This window comes from Streptomyces sp. NPDC059564, from assembly GCF_042735575.1.
In the GTDB taxonomy this organism is placed as follows: Bacteria; Actinomycetota; Actinomycetes; order Streptomycetales; family Streptomycetaceae; genus Streptomyces.
Window position 1 is genome coordinate 33,092 of record NZ_JBHWBP010000014.1, and the last position, 20,968, is coordinate 54,059.

Consider the following 20,968-nt stretch of genomic DNA (forward strand, 5'->3'; position numbering starts at 1 on the left):
TCACTTCCTCTTGGCGGCCTTCGTCGCCGGGGCGCCCTGCGGGTTGCCGTAGTACGCCTGGCGCATCAGCTGCTCCATGTCCTCGATCATCGGCATCCGCGGGTTGGCGGGGGCGCACTGGTCGGCGTAGGCGTTCATGGCCTGGACGGGCAGGGCCTCGATGAAGGCCGTCTCCTCGACGCCCTCCTCGGCGAAGGAGGCGGGGATCCCGCACTGGGTGCGGAGCTCCTCGACGGCCCTGGCGTAGGACTCGACGCCCTCGGCCGGGGTGGCGGCCGGCAGGCCGAGCGTCTTCGCGATCTCCTGGAAGCGCTCCGGGGCCCGGTAGACCTCGGCCTTCGGCCACGGGGTGGCCTTGTGGGAGACCGTGCCGTTGTGGCGGATCACGTGCGGCAGCAGGATCGCGTTGGTGCGGCCGTGGGCGACCTTGAAGGTGTTGCCCAGGGTGTGGGCCATGGCGTGCACCAGGCCGAGGAAGGCGTTGGCGAACGCCATGCCCGCGACGGTCGAGGCGTTGTGCATCCTCTCCCGCGCCTCGGGGTCATGGGGGCCGTCGACGACGCAGCGCCGCAGGTTCTCGAAGATCAGCTTGATCGCCTGGAGGCAGAGGCCGTCCGTGTAGTCGTTGGAGTACGCGGACACGTACGCCTCGGTGGCGTGGGTCAGGGCGTCGAAGCCGGAGTCCGCGGTGACGGTGGCCGGCAGGCCCATCGGCAGGACCGGGTCGACGATGGCGACGTCCGGGGTCAGCGCGTAGTCGGCGAGCGGGTACTTCCGGGCCGCGGCCGGGTCGGAGATGACGGCGAAGGGGGTGACCTCGGAGCCGGTGCCGGAGGTGGTCGGGATGGCGACCATCGTGGCCTTCTCGCCGAGCGGGGGGAACTTGTAGGCGCGCTTGCGGATGTCGAAGAACTTCTCCTTCGTGTCCCCGAACTCCACCTCCGGCCGCTCGTACATCAGCCACATGATCTTCGCGGCGTCCATCGGGGAGCCGCCGCCGAGGCCGATGATCGTGTCGGGCCGGAAGTCCCGCATCATCGCGGCGCCGGCCCGGACGGTGGACAGCTCCGGGTTGGGCTCGACGGTGTCGATGACCTGGATGGCGACCGCGCCGGGACGGGAGTTCAGGATGTCGGTGACCTTCCGCACGAACCCGAGGGCGACCATCGTCTTGTCGGTGACGATCGAGACCCGGCCGATGCCCTCCATCTCACCGAGGTAGCGGATGGAGTTGCGCTCGAAGTAGATCTTCGGCGGGACCTTGAACCACTGCATGTTGGTGGTGCGCCGTCCGATCCGCTTGACGTTGATCAGGTTCACCGCGGTGACGTTGCTGGACACCGAGTTGTGGCCGTAGGAGCCGCAGCCGAGGGTCAGGGAGGGCAGGAAGGCGTTGTAGACGTCGCCGATGCCGCCGAAGGTGGAGGGCGAGTTGGCGATGACGCGGACCGCCTTGACCTTCCTGCCGAACTCCTCGACGAGTTCGTCGTCCTCGGCGTGGATGGCGGCGCTGTGGCCCAGCCCGTGGAACTCGACCATCGCGGCGGCCAGTTCGAGGCCGTGCCCGGTGCCGGAGGCCTTCAGGGCGGCCAGCACCGGGGAGAGCTTCTCGCGGGTCAGGGGCTCGCTCTCGCCGACCTCGTGGCATTCGGCGAGCAGGATGGAGGTTCCCTCGGGGACGGTGAATCCGGCCCGTTCGGCGATCCACCGCGGGGACTTGCCGACGACCGCCGGGTTCAGCCTGGCTCCGGCGCAGTCGGCGGCGTAGGCCGTCGTACCGAAGACGAACTGCTCCAGCTTGGTCTTCTCGGCGGCGGTGACCACGTGGGCGCCCAGGCGGCGGAACTCGGCGAGGCCCTTCTCGTAGACCTCCCGGTCCAGGATGACGGCCTGTTCGGAGGCGCAGATCATGCCGTTGTCGAAGGCCTTGGAGAGCACGATGTCGTGGATCGCGCGGGCCAGCTTGGCGCTCTTGTGGACGTACGCGGGGACGTTGCCCGCGCCGACGCCGAGGGCCGGCTTCCCGCAGGAGTAGGCGGCCTTGACCATGGCGTTGCCGCCGGTGGCGAGGATGGTGGAGACGCCCGGGTGGTTCATGAGGGCGCCGGTGGCCTCCATCGAGGGGTGCTCGACCCACTGGACGCAGTTCTCGGGGGCGCCGGCGGCCACGGCGGCGTCGCGCACGGTGCGGGCGGCCTCGGCGGAGCAGTGCTGCGCGGAGGGGTGGAAGGCGAAGACGATCGGGTTGCGCGTCTTCAGGGCGATCAGCGCCTTGAAGAGGGTGGTCGAGGTCGGGTTGGTGACCGGGGTCATGGCGCAGACGACACCGACGGGCTCGGCGATCTCGGTGATGCCGTTCAGCTCGTCGCGGCGGATGACGCCCGCCGTCTTCAGCCCGCGCATCGAGTTCACGACGTGCTCGCAGGCGAAGAGGTTCTTCACCGCCTTGTCCTCGAAGAGGCCGCGGCCGGTCTCCTCGACGGCCAGCCGCGCCAGTTCGCCGTGCCGGGCCAGCGCGGCCAGGGAGGCCTTCTTGACGATGTGGTCGACCTGCTCCTGGTCGAACGACTCGAACCGGCCGAGCGCCTCCAGCGCGCCCTCGACCAGCCCGTCCACCATCTCCTTGGCCTCCATGGCAGGAACTCCTTCATTTCGAACTTCCGGATGACTCAATTCGACACCCAAAAGCGGAAGCCGCCCTGCCGAAAAAGCCCTTTTCCGGCAGGCCGAAGGACCGTTCACCGCCGTTCACACCCTTTCGATCATCGATCTGACCTGGGCATATGACAGAGGACCTCAGACCCCTGTGCACTTGTGAAAACTTTCACAAGAATTTCCCGGGGATGCGGCCTACCGCATTCACCGGCCGGGGAGCACAATCACCCTGACTGCTCGCGTCGAGCGTGAGGGAGGGAGCGCGTGCGCAAAGAAGTGCGCACCGCGGACGGCCGCACCCTGATGGCGGAGCGCTGGGGCGACCCCGACGGCAAGCCCGTCTTCCTGCTCCACGGCACCCCCGGCAGCCGCCTCGGCCCGGCCCCCAGAGGCATGGTCCTCTACCAGCGCCGCATGCAGCTCATCGCCTACGACCGGCCCGGCTACGGCGGCTCCGACCGCCACCCCGGCCGCAGCGTCGCCGACGTGGCCCAGGACGTGGCCGCCGTCGCCGACGCCCTCGGCCTGGACACCTTCGCGGTGGCCGGCCGCTCCGGCGGCGGCCCCGGCGCCCTGGCCTGCGCGGCGCTGCTGCCGCACCGGGTCACCCGGACGGCCGCCCTGGTCCCCCTCGCGCCCCGGGACGCGGAGGACCTGGACTGGTTCGCCGGCATGGCCGCCTCGAACGTGCAGGAGTACACCACCGCCCACGACGACCCCGAGGAGCTGGCGGCCCGGCTCATCCCGCGCGCCGCCGGGATCCGCCAGGACCCGGGCCGGCTGCTCGACGAGCTGCGCCGGGAGCTCACCGACAACGACCGCATGATCGTCTCCGACGCGGGCCTGCGGTCGATGCTGCTGCGCAACTACCGCGAGGGGGTGCGCACTTCCGCCTGGGGCTGGATCGACGACGCCCTCGCCTTCAGCAGCCCCTGGGGCTTCGACCCCGCCGACATCCGCTGCCCCGTACTGATCTGGCACGGGGAACTCGACGTGTTCTCCCCGGTGGGCCACGCCCGCTGGCTCGGCCGCCGCATCCCCGGCGCGACCACCACCATCGACCCGGCCGCCGCGCACTTCGCGGCGCTGCGCGCGCTGCCCGACGTACTCACCTGGCTGCTGCGCGAACTCCCGGCCCCGCCGCTGGGCGAACAGCAGCCGGCCTAGGTCCCGTCCGTCAGCACCGCCCGGATCACGTGCCGGGCGTTGCGGGCCATCGCCTCGTTGGTCCCGCGGTAGTACGGCAGCGCGATCAGCGCCTGCGAGAGGGTCCGGCCCCGGCCGCGGGTCCAGGTCGCGTCGTCCACGCCGACCGCCGCGCGGAAGACCTCCCGGGCTCCGGCGGGCAGCAGGTTCCACGCCGGGAAGAGGTCGCAGGCCGGGTCGCCGACGCCCGCGCACCCGAAGTCGATCACCGCGCCGAGCCGGCCCCCGTCGACCAGCAGGTTGCCCGGCATCAGGTCGGCGTGCAGCCACACCGGCGGCCCGTCCCAGGCCGGGGCCCGCAGGGTCTCCTCCCAGACGGCCGTCGCGGCGTCGCAGTCGACGCCCTCCTCCGGGATCCCGCGCAGGGCCTCGATCGCCGCCCGCGTACCGGCGTCCTGCGCGGCGACCGGCCCGCCCCGGTGGGCCGGCGGCGCCCCGGGCAGGGTGACGCCCCGCATCGCCGTCACGAAGGCGGCCAGGTCCCCGGCCAGCGCCCCGGGCGCGCTCAGCGCCCCCGCCTCCGGGTTCTCCCCCGGCATCCACCGGTACACCGACCAGGGCCACGGGTACCCCTCGGCGGGCTCCCCCGCCCCGAGCACCTCGGGGACGGCCGCGGGCAGCCGGGGGGCGAGCCGGGGCAGCCAGTCCCGCTCCCTCGGCACGTCCTCGGCCCCGCCGCGCCCCCGCGGGAGCCGTACGGCCATGTCCCCGCCCAGCCGGTACACGTGGTTGACCGTGCCTCCGGAGGGGAACCGCGCCACCTCCAGCCCCGCCCACCGGGGGAACTGCCCGGCGACCAGCCGCCGTACGAGGTCCTCGTCGACGGCCTCCGGGCCGGGCCGCGTCCGCGCTGTGTCCATGACCGTCATCCGACCGGCGCCGCCGCCCGGCGTCAAACCCTTTTCCCGCCGCCCCGACCTGCGGTGACGCGCGGCCGGGCACCCCCCTCAGAAATTGGATCTTGCCGTCCGGCGAACGGCCGAATACGGCACCTTGAGAATTGCGCCACGCTTTCTATAGAACGCTTGACCAAGCGTCATGTCTCGGTTGCCAATGGGGTGTGGACGAGTAAAGTCCACGCTTGACAGCAGCAACGCGCTGATGTCATTCCCGCCCATTTCAGATGGCCTCCCCGAGGACGGTGTCGTGAACACTTCCGCAACCCCCCCGACCAGCACGGTCAAGGACCGCCGGGTCCCGCTCGCGAAGATCGACGTACGCGGCGCTTCGGCCGCCGCGGCACTCGGCCGGGTCCTTCCCTCGGAATCCGGCCGTCACGTTCAGGCACCGATCTTCAACTCTGCGCTCTGACACAGAAGTACGCGCTCTAGACTGGTGGAATGACCGGCCTGATCGCTTTCCGCGAGATCGTCCTGAAGGTTCACAGCAGATGCGATCTTGCTTGTGATCATTGCTACGTCTACGAACACGCAGATCAGAGCTGGCGAGCCCGGCCGAAAGTGATCTCCCCCGGGGTCGTTTCCCAGACCGCGTCGCGGCTCGCCGAACATGCCCGTGACCATGCAATCCCCTCCGTCACGGTGATTCTCCACGGAGGGGAACCCCTGTTGGCGGGCCCCGCCCGACTACGGCTCGTGTGCGAGGAGTTCACCCGCGCGCTCGCCGGAACCGCGGCCCTGGACCTGCGGATCCACACCAACGGCCTCCAGCTCAGCCCCCGTTACCTGGACCTCTTCGCCGAGTACGGCGTCCGGGTGGGCATCTCCCTCGACGGGGACCGCGCGGCCAACGACCGCCACCGCCGCTTCGCGGACGGCCGGACGAGCCACCCGCTGGTGCTGGCCGCCGTGGCCCTGCTCCGCTCGGAGCCCTACCGCCACCTCTACCAGGGCCTCCTGTGCACCGTGGACGTGGCCAACGACCCCGTCGCCGTCCTGGACGCCCTGGTCGAACTGGAGCCGCCCCGGGTCGACTTCCTGCTCCCCCACGCCACCTGGCAGACCCCTCCGGTCCGGCCCGACGGCGCGCCCGACGCGTACGCGCGCTGGCTGCTGCGCGTCTTCGACCGCTGGGAGCAGCTGGAGCGGCCCGTTCCCGTACGGCTCTTCGAGTCCCTGCTGTCCACCCTGCGCGGCGGGCCCAGCCTGACGGAGTCCCTGGGGCTCGCGCCGACCGACCTCGTGGTCGTCGAGACCGACGGGACGCTGGAGCAGGTCGACTCCCTCAAGAGCGCCTTCGAGGGAGCCGCGGCCACCGGGTTCAACGTCTTCGACCACGCCTTCGACCTGGTCGCCGCCCACCCCGGGGTACGGGCCCGGCAACTGGGTCTGGCGGGCGTCAGCGGTACGTGCCGGCGGTGCCCGGTCGTACGTTCGTGCGGGGGCGGGCTGTACACCCACCGGTACGCCGAGGACGCGGACACCGGCGGGAGCTTCGACCACCCTTCGGTCTACTGCTCCGACCTGCGGGAACTGGTGGACGGGGTGGAGGGGCGCACGGCCGCCCGGGAGACCGCCCCGGAGCTGGCCGACGCGGGCGCACTGGCCCGGTCGCAGGAGGAGCTGACCCGGGTCCTGCTGGCCCGGCTGCACGCCGACCTCGGGCGGGACGCCGACTGGGCGCGGGCCTGGGAGCTGCTGGCCGCGGTGGAGGGGGCCGGGGAGGCGGGCGCGGACGCGCTGGACGCCGTACTGGACCACCCGTTCACCCGGACCTGGGTGCTGGAGGCCCTGGAGGCCGTGCGGGAGGGGAGGGCGGACGGGCCCGGCGCGGCGCGCAGGCTGGCCGCCCTGTCGGCCGCCGCGGTGCTGCGGGGCGGACTGGACCTGCCGGCCGAGGTGGCCTACCGCGACGGCGAGGTGTACCTGCCGACGCTGGGGCTGCTGCGGCTCGGGGAGCCCGGCACCGACGGGCGGGCCGCGCTGCACCACACCGGCGAGGGGTACGCCGTACGGGACGGGCGCACCGAGCACCGCTTCGGTCCGGCGGCGGGGGACGCGCGCTGGCTGCCCGTACGGAGCTGGTCGCCCGGGCCGGGCGCGGGCCCGGTGGCCCTGGAGGACCTGGACCCGTACCGCAACTGCTTCGCCCGCCCGCCCCGGCTGCGGCTCGGTGCCGGGGAGGCGGACGCGTGGCGGAGCCGCCTGGACGCGGCGTGGGCGCTGCTGCACCGCACCGTCCCCGCGTTCGCCCGGGCGGCGGCCGCCGGGCTGAGCACCCTGACCCCGCTGGCCGGGGGCCCGCGGGCGCAGGGCTGGGGCGAGGCCGGGCGGCACGGGCCGGGCGCGCTCGGCGTGCCGTACGCCGCCGGGGTACGGGAGACCGCGCTGGCCCTGCTGACCGGGCGGCGTCGGGCCCGGCTGCGGGCCCTGACGGAGGTGGCCGACCTGTACGCCCTGGACGGGGCCTGGCAGCACCCCTCGCCCTGGCGGACGCGCCCGGTCCCGGTGTCGCGGCTGCTGGCCGACGTGCACGAGCGGGTCGCGGTGGAGGCGTACCGGCGGGCCACGACCACGCACGAGCCGGACGGGGCGGACCGCATCCACCGTGCCCTGGACCGGCTGTCGGGGGCGGCCGAGCTGACGGTGACGGGCAAGCGGCTGGTGGAGGAGCTGCGCTGGGAACTGAAGGCGGCGGACGCATGACCACCCCCGCCCCGGCCACCCCGCCGGACCCGCCACCGGCCCCGCCCACGCGGTCGTTAGCCGCCCGCCCGGCCACGTCGCCGGACCCCGGCCGGTCGGCCACGTCGCCGGACCCCGGCCGGTCGCCGGACCCCGGCCGGTCGCCGCTCCCGGCGCCCGCGGCCCGGCCCGTCGGCGCCCTCGCTCTGGCCGTCCAGCTCCGCCTCCTCGGCGTGCGCCCCCGTCAGCGGCTGCTGGTGCACTGCGCCCTCGGCGGGACCGGCCTGCGCGCCGAGACCCTGCGCGACGCCCTCAGGGGGGTCCTCGGCCCCGAAGGCACCCTGGTGGTCCCCGCCTTCACCACGGCGAACTCCCTCACCTCCACCTCCCACCTGGCCCGGACCGCGGGCCTGACCGAACAGGAGGTCAAGGAGTTCCGCTCCCGCATGCCCGCCTTCGACCCGGAGCGCACCCCGGCCCAGGACATGGGCGTACTCGCCGAGACGGTCCGCACCACCCCGGGCGCCGCCCGCAGCGCCCACCCGCAGACCTCCTTCGCGGCGCTCGGGGCGGACGCGCACCGGCTGTGCGCGGAGCACCGGATGGAATGCCATCTCGGCGAGGACTCCCCGCTGGGAAAGCTGTGCTGGGAGGGGGGACAGGTACTCATGATCAATGTGGGATTTTCGGCCTGTACCGCTTTCCATCTCGCGGAGTATCGAATTCCGAAGCCCCCCTTGCGCATGTACGACTGTGTGGTGAAGGTGAACCTTCCGGGAGGTCCGGCGGGTCCACGAGGGGGAGGACCGGAGGGGGCGTGGACCTCGTACGAGGACGTCAGGCTCAACGACGGGGATTTCGCCGAGATCGGCAGGACGTTCCCCGAATCCCGGCTGCGCCGCGGGCGGGTGGGAGGGGCACCCGCGGTGCTCTTCTCGATTCCGGACGCCGTCGATCACGCCCTTGGCTGGATGACCGAAAACAGACGCTGATTGACTGAACGATGAGGGGATGTGGCGAAGCAGCTCCGGAATGATGTTTCTTCGCTCGCATCTTCGGGACGGGGGTCGTGTGCCCGCATCAGTGCAGCCGTACTTTTTTCTCAGTTATGCGCATACACCGAGGTTCGGACCCGGAGGACCCGACCCCGACATGTGGGTGGAGCGCCTGTTCCGTGACCTCTGCAACCACATCATGGCGCTGACCGATCTGCCCGCGGGCTCCGAGGCCGGCTTCATGGACCGGGAGATACGCAGCGGCGAGGGCTGGTCGGAGCGGCTCGGCGCCGCGCTCGCCACCTGCCGGGTCTTCGTCCCCCTGTTCTCGCCGCGCTACTTCGCCAGCGAGATGTGCGGGAAGGAGTGGTTCGCCTTCGCGCAGCGCGCCATCCAGCACGGCGCGGCCAGCAACCAGCGCGCCGAGGCCATCGTCCCCGCCCTGTGGGTCCCCGTGCCGCCGTCACAACTGCCCGGCCCCGCCGAGCGGTTGCAGTTCAACCACAACACCTTCGGCGAGCGCTACGTCACCGACGGGCTGTACGGGCTGATCAAACTCCGCGGGTACGCCGAGCAGTACGAGCAGGCCGTCTACGAACTGGCCCGGCGGATCGTCCGGGTCGCCGAGACCGTGCGCCTCGACCCCGTCCGCCCGCTCGACTACCGGCTGGTGCCCAGCGCCTTCGGCCCCGCGGGCGGCCGGCACGCGGGCGCCCCCGGCGGCGGCCCCGCCCGCACGCTGCACGTGACCGTCGCCGCCGCCTCCCGGCACGACCTGCCGGAGGGCCGCAGCCCCGAGTACTACGGGGAGAGCGCCCTGGAGTGGAACCCGTACCACCCGGTCTCCCGGATGCCGATCGCCTACGTGGCCGAGGACCTCGTCAAGAACCTCAACTACCAGACCACGATGTCCTCCTTCGACGACGAGGCCGGGCACTTCGACAGCAAACAGCCGCCCACCCGGCCGGAGATCCTGATCGTCGACCGCTGGGCGGTGGAGGACGAACAGCGCCGCCAGCGCCTGGCCGCCTTCGACCAGGAACACCGCCCGTGGATCAACGTGGTCGTGCCCTGGAACCGCTACGACCACCAGAGCCGGGCGAAGGAGGCCGAACTGGCGCGGCGGCTGGAGGAGACCCTGCCGGTCAAGATGAGCCAGGGCCGGGCCGCCTGCCGGGCCGCCGCCAACGGCGTGGCCAACATGGAGACCCTCGGGCAGATCCTGCCGCAGGTGGTCGAGGCCGCCGCCCAGCAGTTCCTCAGACACGCGCAGGTGTACCTGCCGGCCGGGAACACCCACACCGAACGCCCGCGGCTGCTGGGGCCGATGGGAATGAGCGGACCACCCGTACCGCCTCCCGCCCCCTTCCCGCCCACCGTGCAGCGCGGCCACGACGGAAACGACGGCTTCGACGGGTTCGGCGGAGCCACCGACAGCGACGACAGCACCGACACCGACCGGGGGGACGCGGATGACAGCGAGTCGTGACAGCCGAGACGGACGCATCGTCACCTTCTATTCGTACAAGGGCGGGACCGGCCGCACGATGGCGCTCGCCAACACCGCCTGGATCCTCGCCGCCAACGGCAAGCGGGTCCTCGCCGTGGACTGGGACCTGGAGGCCCCGGGCCTGCACCGCTTCTTCCACCCCTTCCTGGACCCCTCCACGCTCGGGGCCACCACCGGGGTCATCGACCTGATCAGCGAGTACGCGTGGGCGGCCACCAGCCCGGTGCAGCGCGCCGACGACTGGCACAAGGACTACGCCCGGATCCAGCCGCACGCCGTCTCCCTGACCCCCGAGAACCTCGGCTGGGAGTTCCCGGACGGCGGCACCCTCGACTTCGTCTCGGCGGGCCGGCAGAACCGCGAGTACTCGGCGACGGTGTCCACCTTCGACTGGGACAACTTCTACGACCGGCTCGGCGGCGGCCTCTTCTTCGACGCCCTGCGGGCCGACATGAAGAAGAACTACGACTACGTCCTGATCGACAGCCGCACCGGCCTCTCGGACATCGCCGACATCTGCACCGTCCACCTCCCGGACGTCCTGGTCGACTGCTTCACCCTCTCCGACCAGTCCATCGACGGCGCCGCCTCCGTCGCCCGGCAGATCGACGAGCGGTTCAACGACCGCGGCATCAAGATCTACCCGGTCCCGATGCGCATCGACGAGGGCGAGAAGGAGAAGGCCGACGCGGGCCGCGCCCTGGCGCGGATCAAGTTCGACCGCTTCCCGGGCGGCCTCGTCGGGGACGAACTCACCTCCTACTGGGGCGCGGTGGAGATCCCCTATCGCCCCTACTACGCCTACGAGGAGACGCTGGCCACCTTCGGCGACGAGGCCGGGCTCACCAACTCCCTGCTCTCCGCCTTCGAACGGCTCACCACGGTGGTCACCGGGGGCGAGGTCACCTCGATGCCGGCCATCGGCGAGGAGGTCCGGCTGCGGATCAGGGACGCCTTCACCCGGCGCCGGCCGGCCCTGCCCGCCGACCTGTTCCTCTCCTACGTCGCCGAGAACCGGATGTGGGCCGACTGGATCGAATCGGTCCTCACCCGGGCCGGCTTCCGGGTCGTCCCGCGCGACGTCTCCGCCGAGCGCGCGCCGAACACAGCCCCCGGCGACACCCTGGGCGCGGGCGTCAGCATCGACACCGCCGCCCGGACCGTGGTGCTGCTCTCCAGCGCCTACCTCAAGTCGGCCCGGGCCGTGGACGTCTGGAACCGGGCCGCCGCCGAGGACCCGACCGGGGGCCGCCGCCAGCTGGTGCCGCTGCGGGTGGGCGACGTACGCCTGGCCACGCCCTACATCGACCGCAATCCGGTGGACCTGTTCCGCCTCGACGAGGTGCACGCCACCACCGCCCTGCTGCGCGCGGTGGAACGCCCGATGGCCCTGCCGGACAGCGTCGCCAGCGCCTCCCAGCCCGGCCCCCGCTTCCCGGGGACGGTCCCGAAGATCTGGAACGCGCCGCCCCGCAACCCCGGCTTCACCGGGCGCAGCATCGTCCTGGAGCGGATGCGCGACCAGCTCGGCGGCGGCATGGCGGTGGTGCTGCCGCAGCCGCAGACCCTGTACGGGCTGGGCGGCGTCGGCAAGACGCAGGTGGCGCTGGAGTACGTGCACCGGTTCATGGCCGACTACGACCTGGTGTGGTGGATCTCCTCGGAGCAGACCGACGACGTGGTGGCGGCCCTCGCGGAGCTGGCCGTACGCCTCGGCGCGCAGACCGGCGAGGACATGTCGGCGGCCTCCCAGGAGGCGATCGACCTGCTGCGGCGCGGGGTTCCCTCCTCGCGGTGGCTGCTCGTCTTCGACAACGCCGACGATCCCGAGACGCTGAAGCGGTTCTTCCCGCCGGGCGGGCCGGGGCACGTGCTGGTCACCTCGCGCAACCAGTCCTGGTCGCAGTACGGGGACGCGCTGCCGGTGGACGTGTTCCTGCGCGAGGAGTCCATCGAGCACCTCCAGCGCCGGGCCCCCGGGCTCACCAAGGACGACGCCGAGCAGGTGGCCGTCGCGGTGGGCGACCTGCCCCTCGCCGTCGAGCAGGCGGGCGCGTGGATCGCGGAGACGGCCACGCCCGTGTCCGCGTACCTGGAGCAGCTGGCCCAGCAGGCCGCGCGGGTGCTGGGCCTGAACCAGCCGCCCGGGTACCCGGAGCCGGTGGCGGCCACCTGGAACGTGTCGATCGAGCGGCTGCAGTCCCGCTCCCCGGCCGCCGTGCGGCTGCTCCAGCTGTGCGCCTTCTTCGCGCCGGAGCCGATCTCGGCGAACCTCCTGTACAGCAAGGAGATGATCGACGCGCTCAAGCCGTACGACTCCTCGCTCCAGGAGAAGCTGGTGCTGGGCCGGGTGATCCGGGAGATCGGCCGGTTCGCGATGGCCAAGGTCGACCAGGTCAGCAACAGCATCCAGGTGCACCGGCTGGTGCAGGCCGTGATCCGGGCGCAGCTGACGGAGGAGGAGCAGCGCGAGGCGCGGCACGCGGTGCACCGGATCCTGGCGGGTGCCCGGCCCGATGACGACGAGCCGATAGACAACCCGGCGACCTGGCCCCGGTTCAACACGATCTGGCCGCACCTGAGCCCGTCGGAGGCGCGGTTCTGCAAGGAGCCGGAGACGCGCCGGCTGCTCATCGACCGGGTGCGCTACCTGTGGAAGCGCGGTGACTTCAAGGCGGCGTACGCGCTGGGCGAGGAGCTGCGCGAGACATGGAAGGAGACCCTCGGCAACGACGACCTCCAGTACCTGTACCTGCGCTTCCACCTGTCCAACATCCTGCGTTCGCAGGGCCGGTTCGTGGAGGCGAAGGAGCTCGACGAGGTCACGCTGGAGCGGCAGCGCACGGCGCTGGGCGCCTCGCACCCGCACACGTACATGACCACGAGCGGCCTGGCGATGGACCTGGGCGCCCTGGGCCGGTACGGGGAGGCGATGGAGCTGGCGACGGCGGCGCACGAGGGCTTCGGGCAGATCTTCCACGAGGCGCACCCGCGGACCCTGGCCGCCGCGAACAACCTGGCGCTGAACCTGCGGATGGTCGGGCAGTACGCGCGGGCCCGGGAGATCGACCAGGAGGTCTTCGACCGGCGCACGGAGGTGCTGGGCCCGGACCACCCGTACACCCTGTCCTCGGCGCAGAACCTGGCCCGGGACCTGCGCGAGGTGGGCCGCTACGACGATTCGGTGCAGCTGCTGGGCCGGACGTACGACATCTACAAGCAGCAGCTGGGCCGGGCCTTCCCGGGCACGCTGTCGGCGGCGAAGAACCTGGCGGTGTCGCTGCGGCGGGCGGGCGAGCTGGAGGACGCGCTGCGGCTGACGACGGCGACCCGCAACCGGTACCGGGCCAAGTACACCTCGGTCAATCCGGACCTGCTGGCCTGCGAGCTGAACCTGGCCTCGGACCTGTTCGCGACGGGCGATCCGGGCGCGGCCCGGGACCTGGCGCAGGAGGTGGTGGACGAGTACATGAAGGTGCCGGGCGAGAAGCACCCGTACACGCTGGCCGCGGTCAACAACCTGGCGGTCTTCCACTGGGGCACGGGGGCGGCGGAGACGGCGGAGCCGATGCTGCGCCAGACGATCCGCAGCATGCGCGAGGTGCTGGGCGACAACCACCCGCACACCGTGTTCGCGCACCTGAACCTGGCCAACGCCCTGGCGGACCTGGGTGATCCGGAGGGCGCGCTGGAGCTGGAGCGGATCGCGGTGATGCGGCTGCGCGAGGCCCTGGGGACGCACCACCCGGAGACCCTGGCGAGCGCGGCGAACATGGCCATCAGCCTGGACATGCTGGGCCGCAAGGAGGAGGCGGCCCGGGTACGGGCGGAGGCGGTGTCGGAGCTGACGCGCCTCCTCGGGGAGGACCACGGTCTGACCCGGTACGCCCGGGACGAGCGGCGGGTCCACCGGGACCTGGAGCCGCTCGCGGTGTGATCCGACGGAGGGCGGCGGGGGCCTCGCGGCCGCGGGGTTCCCGCCGCCCGCCACCCGACATCTGGGGGGCGCTGTGAGCGACAGCATGACCTTTCGCAACGAGGACCTGCCGGCCCTCTTCCACCACACCGACCAGGCGGCGATCTCCCGGCAGCGGGAGTCCACCCAGGCGACGCGCGCCCAGCTGCTGTTGCTGGTCGCCGCCGCGGGGGCCGCCGCCCTGCCGTCCGGGCCCGCCGTGGGCTCGCTGCACGTGTTCGGGGCGATCAGCGCGCTGGCGTACGCGGGGGTGCTGGCCGTCGGCGTACGGGCGTCCCGGCGCCGGGCCCGGCCGCAGTGGCAGCTCAACCGCAGCGCGGCGGAGTTCATCAAGTCCCTGGCGTGGCGGTACGCCGTGCACGGGGCGCCGTTCGGCAGTGAGGTCGACGGGGCGCGGGAGGTGTACCGGGCGCGGCTGGAGAAGGGGCTGGACGAGCTGCGCAAGATGGGCTGGCTGGACCCGCGCACGGAGGGTCTGGTGCCGGAGGGCGGGGAGATCACCGGGGCGATGCACCGGCTGCGCGGGATGCCGTACGAGGTGCGGCGGGAGACGTACGTCCGGGACCGGCTGATCGAGCAGCGCAACTGGTACCAGCGCAAGACGGAGGGCTCGCGGCGGGCGACGGCGCTGTGGGCGTGGACGATCGTGCTGCTGACCTGTCTGGCCCTGCTGTTCGCGCTGGTCGGGGCGTTCGGCTCGGGTACGGGGCCGGTGCCGGCGGGGCTGCTGAGCGCGGCCGCGGCGGCGGCGATCGCCTGGAACGAGGTGCGGCGCCACCATCCGCTGATCGAGGCGCACACGCTGATCGAGCAGGACCTGTCGGCGATGATGGTCGTGATGCAGACGACCATCACCGAGTCGCAGTGGCCGTCGGCGGTCTACGAGACGGAACGGTACGTGTCCCCGCAGCACACGGACTGGCTGGCACGGCACAGCAGTTGAGACCGGCACGGCAGTTGGGGCGGCGGGCGTGGCTCAGTCCCGGGTCACGCCCGCGCGCCAGATGACGGTGACGGGTTTGCCGAGGGCCCGGGCGTAGGCGACGATCTCGGCGGTGCCGCCGTGCCCGCGTGCGGGGAGGCCGTCCCAGACGGCGACGAGCCGGTCGCAGGAGTCGGCGATGTAGGTGCCGGCCGCGTAGTAGGCCTCGTCGGTGGAGCGGGCGAAGGCCATCGTGACCTCCTGGGTGGCGCGGTGCCGCAGCCGCCGGAAGCCGGCGAGGGCGTCCGGGTCCTCGAAGGTGTCCTCGTAGTCCCCGCTGGGGATCACGACGGTGAGGTCGGCGCCGCATTCCAGGGCGATGTCGGCGAAGAGCTGGTCGGCTCCGTCCGCGAGGCTGGAGAGGGCCTCCAACGGGCCCTGGTGGCCGCCCAGGACGGCCCGCAGACCGTCCCTGACGTGGCCCAGCACCCCGGCCGGGATCGACCGGTGCCCGGTCACGCCGATGCGCTTCATGTGGACACCTGCATGCGGAACCTGCCTCCCCCGTGGACACGGTTGCCTGGACATCCTCCCAGAAGGCGGGAGGACGTCCAGGGGGCCGGCGGGGGCGCGTGGACCGGCCCGGACCGCGTGGGGTCGGGGGACCCGCGCGGGTCAGTAGACGCTGACGCCGTAGGCGTTCAGCGCTTCGACGACGGGCTGGAAGTAGGTGGTGCCGCCCGAGGAGCAGTTGCCGCTGCCGCCGGAGGTGAGGCCGACGGCGCGGCTGCCGGAGTAGAGCGGGCCGCCGCTGTCGCCGGGCTCGGCGCAGACGTTGGTCTTGATCATGCCGTAGACGATGTCGCCGCCGCCGTAGTTGACGGTGGCGTTGAGGCCGGTCACGGAGCCGCCGTGGATGCCGGTGGTGGAGCCGCGGCGGGTGACGGACATGCCGTTGGTGGCGTTGACGGCGCTGGTGATGTCCTGGCTGCCGACGGTGCCGGGCGGGACGGGCGAACTGCTGGCGTACTTGATCAGGCCGTAGTCATTGGTGGGGAAGCTGGAGCCGGCGGTGGTTCCGATGGTGCTGGTGTGGGCGGAGTTGGTCCACCAGGTGCCCGCGCCGTCGGTGCAGTGCCCGGCGGTGAGGATGTAGTAGGTGCTGCCGCTGCGCACGTTGAAGCCGAGCGAACAGCGCCAGCTGTTGGCGTAGATGGCGTCGCCGCCGGAGAGCAGCTTGCGGAGTTTGCCCGGGGTGCGTTCGATGCGCAGGGCGCCGGCGTCGGCTCCGGCCTCGTGGCGGATCCGGGCCAGGTCGGCGCCCGTGACCGTGGAGTCGGCGGTGACCACGAGGGTCCCGGTGGCGGGGTCGGTGTGCCAGGCCGTGCCCGCGACGTCGGCGCGCAGGACGGAGGCCCCGGCGGCGGCGAGTCGGGCGGGGCTGAAGCCTTCGTCGCCCGCGTCCGCACTGGCGGCGGTGGGCGCGGCGAGTCCGGCGACGGCGGCCAGGCCGGCGGCCACGGCGAGCAGCCGGACACGGCTCATCTTCTTGATCCTCACTTCACGTCCTCCCGTAAGGGGGTCGGGGGCCCGGCAGAGGTGGGGGGCGCCGGAGCCCGTGAGCGGCGGTGGGGGCGGGCACGCGGGGAGGATCTCCCCGCAGGTTTTCGCCGTGCCCCTGACAAGTCCGCCGGATGACGCTGACGGGAGTGTCCTGTCGGTCAGTCACCGGCGGCAAGGGCGCCTTTCAGCCGTCGCTCCCCCGCGGCGACGTCGAAGGGCAGCGTGTTCCCCGGTGGCGGGAAGGGGCACACGAAGTGGTCGGCGAACGCGCAGGGCGGCAGCAGCGCCCGGTTGAGGTCCACCGTGATGCCGCCGTCCGGGGCCGGGGCCCCCGGCCGCAGGAAACGGAAGCGGTAGCTCGAACGGCCCGCCGTGGCATCGGCGAAGACGGCCCAGAGGCTGCCGTCGTCCGCGTCCACGGCCACCTGGAGGGTGTGCTCCTCCCCCGCCCGGGAGAAGGACAGCTCGCCGCCGAGGCCGAGCCCGCGGGCCCGCCCGTCGGCGTTCTCCACCTGGACGGTGCGCTGTTCACCGTACGGGCGGAAGCGGCCCGGCAGTACGTACGACGGGTCGTACGGGGTGGCCTCGACGCCCCGGAACGCGGCGCGGGCCGGGGAGTCGGGGTCGAAGACGCGGACCGCCCACTCGCCCTCGCGCCGGATGACCACGAACCGCCGCCGCCCGGAGGCCGTCCGGGAGGCCGCGGGCGGGCCCTCGTCGGCGGCGAGGACGGCTTCCCCGGCGAGGGGGCCGCCGTCGAGTTCGAGGCCGTCGCCGGGTGCGGCGCTCAGCGCGACCCCGGACGCCGTGGCGCGCCACTGCCCCGGAACGGCCGGAATTCGACCTTCCGGGTAGTCCGCGAGCCAGTGGGTACCGGTCAGCGCGAGAGGTCCGTAGGGGGCGGAGACGGTGGCCACGCGATGCTCGTGCCACTCCCGCCAGGCGGTGGTGGGGTCCCGTTCGTCACTCATGCCGCTGAACCCTTCCACACGGGACCGGACGGGAACCGCGGGGTACCCCGTCCGGACCTGTGGAATCTGACGCCGACTCAGCAGCCGCAGTCGCATCCGCAGTCGCAGCAATCGCATCCGTCACAGCAGTCGCCGCAATCGCAGCAGTCGCAGTCGTCGCACCAGGCGTCCCGCTTCTTGCGGGACCACGGACCTTCGTGGTCGGAGCAGCACAGCTGGCAGGTGCAGAACAGCCCGAGGGCCACCGCGCACCCCGCCAGCAGCCCGCGGCGCGGCTTCTGCGGGGGCAGCCCGCCGAACCCGCCGCCACCGCCACCGCCGCCGGGGCCGCCCGGACCCATCGGGGGCGGCATCCCCGGCCCGCTCGGGGCGTGGGGGGCGTAGGGGTTCCCGTTCGCGTACGGATCGGCGCCGGCGTGGCCGTACGGGGCCCCGTGCGCGTGGCCCGCGTCCGGGCCGCCGTAGCCCTGGGGCGGCGCGCCGTAGCCCTGTCCGGCGGCGTTCGTGGCGGTGTGGCCGCAGGCGGAGGTGCCGAAGGCGCGGTCCACCGAGGTGCGCAGCTCGTGCACCAGCAGCCGGTGGGCGAGTCCGGCGTCGGCGAACTCCGCCTCGCGCAGCGCCAGCCGTATCCCCTGCAGCGCGTCCTCGCACAGCCGGCGGGCCTCGGTGAGGGAGGTGCCGGTGGCGGTGAGCGGGTTCCAGGCGCCCGAGGCGGCGTCGGCGGCCTGGTCCTCGACGGCGTCCAGCAGGTGCGCGAGCCGCCCGAAGTAGCGGCCCGCCTCGGCGAGGGGCGCGGCGTTGCCTGGCCGTCCCGCGAGGACCGCGGTATGGGCGAAGGCGGCCGCGGTGGCCGTCTCCGTCGGCTCGGTGACCACCAGCACCGGCGTGCCGGGGCCCGCCAGGGACTCGATGCCGCCCTGCCGGTCCACGGCGTCGACGAGCACGGCCGTGTCGAAGCCGAGCGAGGCGCCGGTGCGGGCGCCGGCCCGGTCCCAGCCGCGGGCCACCGTGCGCGCGGCGGCGGCGATCGGGGCGCGGGCCAACAGCCCGTCCCGGTCGGCCACGTGGTCCCGTACCTTCGCCGAGGCGAGCACCAGCGACACGGCGGCGGCGAGCCGCGCGCCCTCGCCGTTGGCCACCGGGGCGGTGCGCATGCCGCGCAGCGGGCAGGGTCCGGCGGTGCGCCGGGCGCCGGGCAGCGGACCGGACTGAGCCTCCGTCAGAACGGAGACCAGGAGCCCGTCGTAGTTGGTGACGACCCTCGCGAACTGGCCGTGGTCACCGCGAAGTGCCAGGCACAGACCGCACAGATGAGCCATCCACTCCGTCTTGAACCGTTCGCCGAGCCGGTGCGTGCAAGGTCTGACAATGCCGAACAAATTCGGTTCCCCCGTGTGTCCTACGCCTGTTTCGGGGGCATCGTACCGAGCCCGGTCGTTCACCCGTACGTCCCAGCGACTCACCCGCTCGGCGGCAGTGGTCGTATTTTCACTCAGTCAGCAGTGGTAACCGCCGGGAAGCTTGACGGTGCAACGGATGTTCTGCACCAGTCCCGTCACGAAACCCCTGCGCGGCGGCTATCCACTTGGCGCGTTGTCAGCATCATGGACGACCATAGGGGCAGCGGAGAAGAAGACAGACTGGCCACGGTGAAAGGAGGCGTCCATGGGTTCGGTACGCAAGGCGAGTGCCTGGTTGGGTCTCGTAGAGGACAGCGACGACGAGCGGTACTACGACGACGACTACGCGGAGGCGGTGGAGCGCCAGCAGGGGTCCGTCTCGGGTCCCGGCGACCAGTGGGTCACCGACCCGCGCGTGAAGGTGGCCTCGGAGTCCGCGGTCGAGCAGGGCCGGCGGATCGCCACCGTGACCCCCGACGGCTTCCGTGACGCGCGCGGCATCGGCGAGCTGTTCCGCGAGGGCGTCCCGGTCATCGTGAACCTCTCCTCGATGGACCCGGGCGACGCCAAGCGCGTGGTCGACTTCGCGGCCGGCCTGACCTTCGGCCTGCGCGGTTCGATCGAGCGGGTGGCGACCAGGGTCTTCCTCCTGACCCCGGCCGACACCCAGATCGTCAGCGGTGAGGCGGGCGGCCGCTCCCGCGACTTCTTCAACCAGAGCTGAGCCCGGGGGCACCTCTGGGGGGTCCCTCCCGGACGGAGTCTGGGGGAGGTGGCCGGGGGACTCTCACCGGAAGGCGTCGAGCCCGGTGAGCGCCTTGCCCAGCACCAGCTGGTGCATCTCGACGGTGCCCTCGTAGGTGAGGACCGATTCGAGGTTGGTGGCGTGTCGCATGACGGGGTACTCCAGGGAGATCCCGTTGGCTCCGAGTACCGTCCGCGCGGTGCGGCAGATGTCGATGGCCTCGCGGACGTTGTTGAGCTTGCCGAAGCTGATCTGCTCCGGCCGCAGGGTGCCCGCGTCCATCCGCCGCCCCAGATGGTGGGCGAGCAGGATGCCCTTGTGCAGCTCCAGCGCCATGTCGGCGAGCTTGGCCTGGGTGAGCTGGAAACCGCCGATCGGCTTGCCGAACTGCTCCCGCGTCTTCGCGTAGTCGAGCGCCGACTCGAAGCTGGCGCGCGCCGCGCCCATGGACCCCCAGATGATCCCGTACCGCGCGTGGCTGAGGCAGCCCAGCGGCCCCTTGAGCCCGGTGACCTCCGGAAGCACCGCGTCCGCGGGCAGCCGTACGTCGTCCATGAGCAGCTCGCTCGTCACCGAGGCGCGCAGCGACCACTTGTGCTTGATCTCCGGCGCCGAGAAGCCCGGCGTGTCGGTGGGGACGGCGAAGCCGCGGATCCCCTCGTCCGTCTGCGCCCAGACGACCGCGACGGCGGCCACCGAGCCGTTGGTGATCCACATCTTGCGGCCGTTCAGCACCCAGTCGGTGCCGTCGCGCTTCGCGTACGTGCGCATCGCGGCCGGGTCGGAGCCCACGTCGGGCTCGGTCAGGCCGAAGCAGCCGATCAGCTCGCCGGCCGCCATGCCGGGCAGCCAGCGCTCCTTCTGCTCCTCGGAGCCGTACTTCCAGATCGCGTACATGGCCAGCGAGCCCTGTACGGAGACCAGCGAGCGGATCCCGGAGTCGGCGGCCTCCAGCTCCAGGCAGGCCAGGCCGTACTGGACGGCGCTCGCGCCCGCGCAGCCGTAGCCGGTCAGGGACATGCCGAGCGCGCCGATGGAGCCGAGTTCGCGGGCCAGGTCGCGGATGCCGGGGAGTTCGCCGTCCTCGTACCACTGCGCGATGTGCGGCAGGACCCGGTCGGCGGCCCAGGAGCGGACGGTGTCGCGGACGGCGAGGTCCTCGGGGCTCAGCAGCTCGTCGAGCCCGAGCGGATCGGTGGGCACGAAGGGGGTCTTCGACGTCTTCGACGCGGACAAGAGGGGCCTCCCGGCAGGCACGTGGGACGAAACCTAGCGGTGCAAGTTTGTCCCCGCGCCCGCCCGGGGTCCACCCCGGGTCTCCCTACGGGGCTCCGCCGGGGGCGGTGACCCGTCAGGCCGTGCGGCCGGGCCGCCCGCCGACGGCCTGGTCGCACTCCGGAGCACCCGGCGCGGGGATCCGCGCGCCGGCGGCCGGCTCGCC

The 20,968-nt window shown here is 72.6% G+C and carries 15 protein-coding genes; 8 read left to right on the forward strand and 7 right to left on the reverse strand.

The features are described 5' to 3' along the window. Complete coding sequence (gene adhE / locus ACFV0Q_RS05440; RefSeq protein ID WP_385000760.1) at window positions 1-2,634, reverse strand: bifunctional acetaldehyde-CoA/alcohol dehydrogenase; 2,634 nt, start codon at window positions 2,632-2,634, stop codon at window positions 1-3. Window positions 2,635-2,958: 324 nt separating this feature from the next. Between adhE and ACFV0Q_RS05445 the strand changes: the two genes are divergently transcribed. Further along, window positions 2,959-3,822, forward strand: coding sequence for an alpha/beta fold hydrolase (locus ACFV0Q_RS05445; RefSeq protein WP_385000810.1), 864 nt, complete (start codon window positions 2,959-2,961; stop codon window positions 3,820-3,822). Here the strand turns inward: ACFV0Q_RS05445 and ACFV0Q_RS05450 are convergent. Further along, window positions 3,819-4,721, reverse strand: a complete 903-nt coding sequence (locus tag ACFV0Q_RS05450; RefSeq protein WP_385000763.1) for an aminoglycoside phosphotransferase family protein — start codon at window positions 4,719-4,721, stop codon at window positions 3,819-3,821. The two genes, ACFV0Q_RS05445 and ACFV0Q_RS05450, sit on opposite strands and share 4 nt — an antisense overlap. Before the next feature lie 286 nt (window positions 4,722-5,007). Here ACFV0Q_RS05450 and fxsA point away from each other — a divergent pair, with 286 nt between their 5' ends. The 6 genes from fxsA (at window position 5,008) to ACFV0Q_RS05480 (ending at window position 14,869) form a co-directional block, all read left to right on the forward strand. After that, the gene (gene fxsA / locus ACFV0Q_RS05455) at window positions 5,008-5,172 is read left to right on the forward strand and encodes an FxSxx-COOH cyclophane-containing RiPP peptide (RefSeq protein ID WP_385000766.1); all 165 of its coding nucleotides are present in this window, start codon (window positions 5,008-5,010) and stop codon (window positions 5,170-5,172) included. A 29-nt stretch (window positions 5,173-5,201) separates the two neighbouring features. After that, entirely contained in the window at window positions 5,202-7,466 is a 2,265-nt protein-coding gene (gene fxsBH / locus ACFV0Q_RS05460) for a radical SAM/SPASM protein FxsBH, inactivated beta-hydroxylase extension form (protein ID WP_385000769.1), read from the forward strand. Continuing rightward, complete coding sequence (locus ACFV0Q_RS05465) at window positions 7,463-8,437, forward strand: AAC(3) family N-acetyltransferase (RefSeq protein WP_385000772.1); 975 nt, start codon at window positions 7,463-7,465, stop codon at window positions 8,435-8,437. Before fxsBH ends, ACFV0Q_RS05465 begins: the two co-directional genes overlap by 4 nt. A gap of 43 nt (window positions 8,438-8,480) precedes the next feature. Then, a complete protein-coding gene (locus ACFV0Q_RS05470; RefSeq protein ID WP_385000813.1) occupies window positions 8,481-9,929 on the forward strand; it encodes a TIR-like protein FxsC in 1,449 nt (482 codons plus the stop codon). Continuing rightward, window positions 9,913-13,887 carry an FxSxx-COOH system tetratricopeptide repeat protein gene (gene fxsT / locus ACFV0Q_RS05475; RefSeq protein ID WP_385000775.1) on the forward strand — a complete coding sequence of 1,325 codons (3,975 nt, stop codon included), beginning with the start codon at window positions 9,913-9,915 and terminating at the stop codon, window positions 13,885-13,887. Before ACFV0Q_RS05470 ends, fxsT begins: the two co-directional genes overlap by 17 nt. A gap of 85 nt (window positions 13,888-13,972) precedes the next feature. Beyond that, window positions 13,973-14,869, forward strand: a complete 897-nt coding sequence (locus ACFV0Q_RS05480; RefSeq protein WP_385000778.1) for a DUF4231 domain-containing protein — start codon at window positions 13,973-13,975, stop codon at window positions 14,867-14,869. 33 nt (window positions 14,870-14,902) lie between these two features. On the opposite strand, the gene ACFV0Q_RS05485 is transcribed toward ACFV0Q_RS05480, so the two are convergent. From ACFV0Q_RS05485 to ACFV0Q_RS05500, 4 genes are all read right to left on the reverse strand, one after another. Further along, complete coding sequence (locus tag ACFV0Q_RS05485; protein WP_385000781.1) at window positions 14,903-15,382, reverse strand: hypothetical protein; 480 nt, start codon at window positions 15,380-15,382, stop codon at window positions 14,903-14,905. Window positions 15,383-15,523: 141 nt separating this feature from the next. Further along, window positions 15,524-16,408: a S1 family peptidase gene (locus ACFV0Q_RS05490; protein ID WP_385000784.1), complete on the reverse strand. Its 885-nt coding sequence runs from the start codon at window positions 16,406-16,408 to the stop codon at window positions 15,524-15,526. Window positions 16,409-16,569: 161 nt separating this feature from the next. After that, a complete protein-coding gene (locus tag ACFV0Q_RS05495; RefSeq protein WP_385000787.1) occupies window positions 16,570-17,382 on the reverse strand; it encodes a DUF1684 domain-containing protein in 813 nt (270 codons plus the stop codon). Between the two features lie 77 nt (window positions 17,383-17,459). Then, window positions 17,460-18,761 (reverse strand): DUF5685 family protein, encoded by a 1,302-nt coding sequence (locus ACFV0Q_RS05500; RefSeq protein WP_385000790.1) that lies wholly within the window; start codon window positions 18,759-18,761, stop codon window positions 17,460-17,462. 286 nt (window positions 18,762-19,047) lie between these two features. Here ACFV0Q_RS05500 and ACFV0Q_RS05505 point away from each other — a divergent pair, with 286 nt between their 5' ends. Next, entirely contained in the window at window positions 19,048-19,506 is a 459-nt protein-coding gene (locus ACFV0Q_RS05505; protein ID WP_385000793.1) for a cell division protein SepF, read from the forward strand. 63 nt (window positions 19,507-19,569) lie between these two features. Here the strand turns inward: ACFV0Q_RS05505 and ACFV0Q_RS05510 are convergent, their stop codons facing one another. After that, a complete protein-coding gene (locus ACFV0Q_RS05510; protein WP_385000796.1) occupies window positions 19,570-20,763 on the reverse strand; it encodes an acyl-CoA dehydrogenase family protein in 1,194 nt (397 codons plus the stop codon). Window positions 20,764-20,968: the final 205 nt, after the last annotated feature.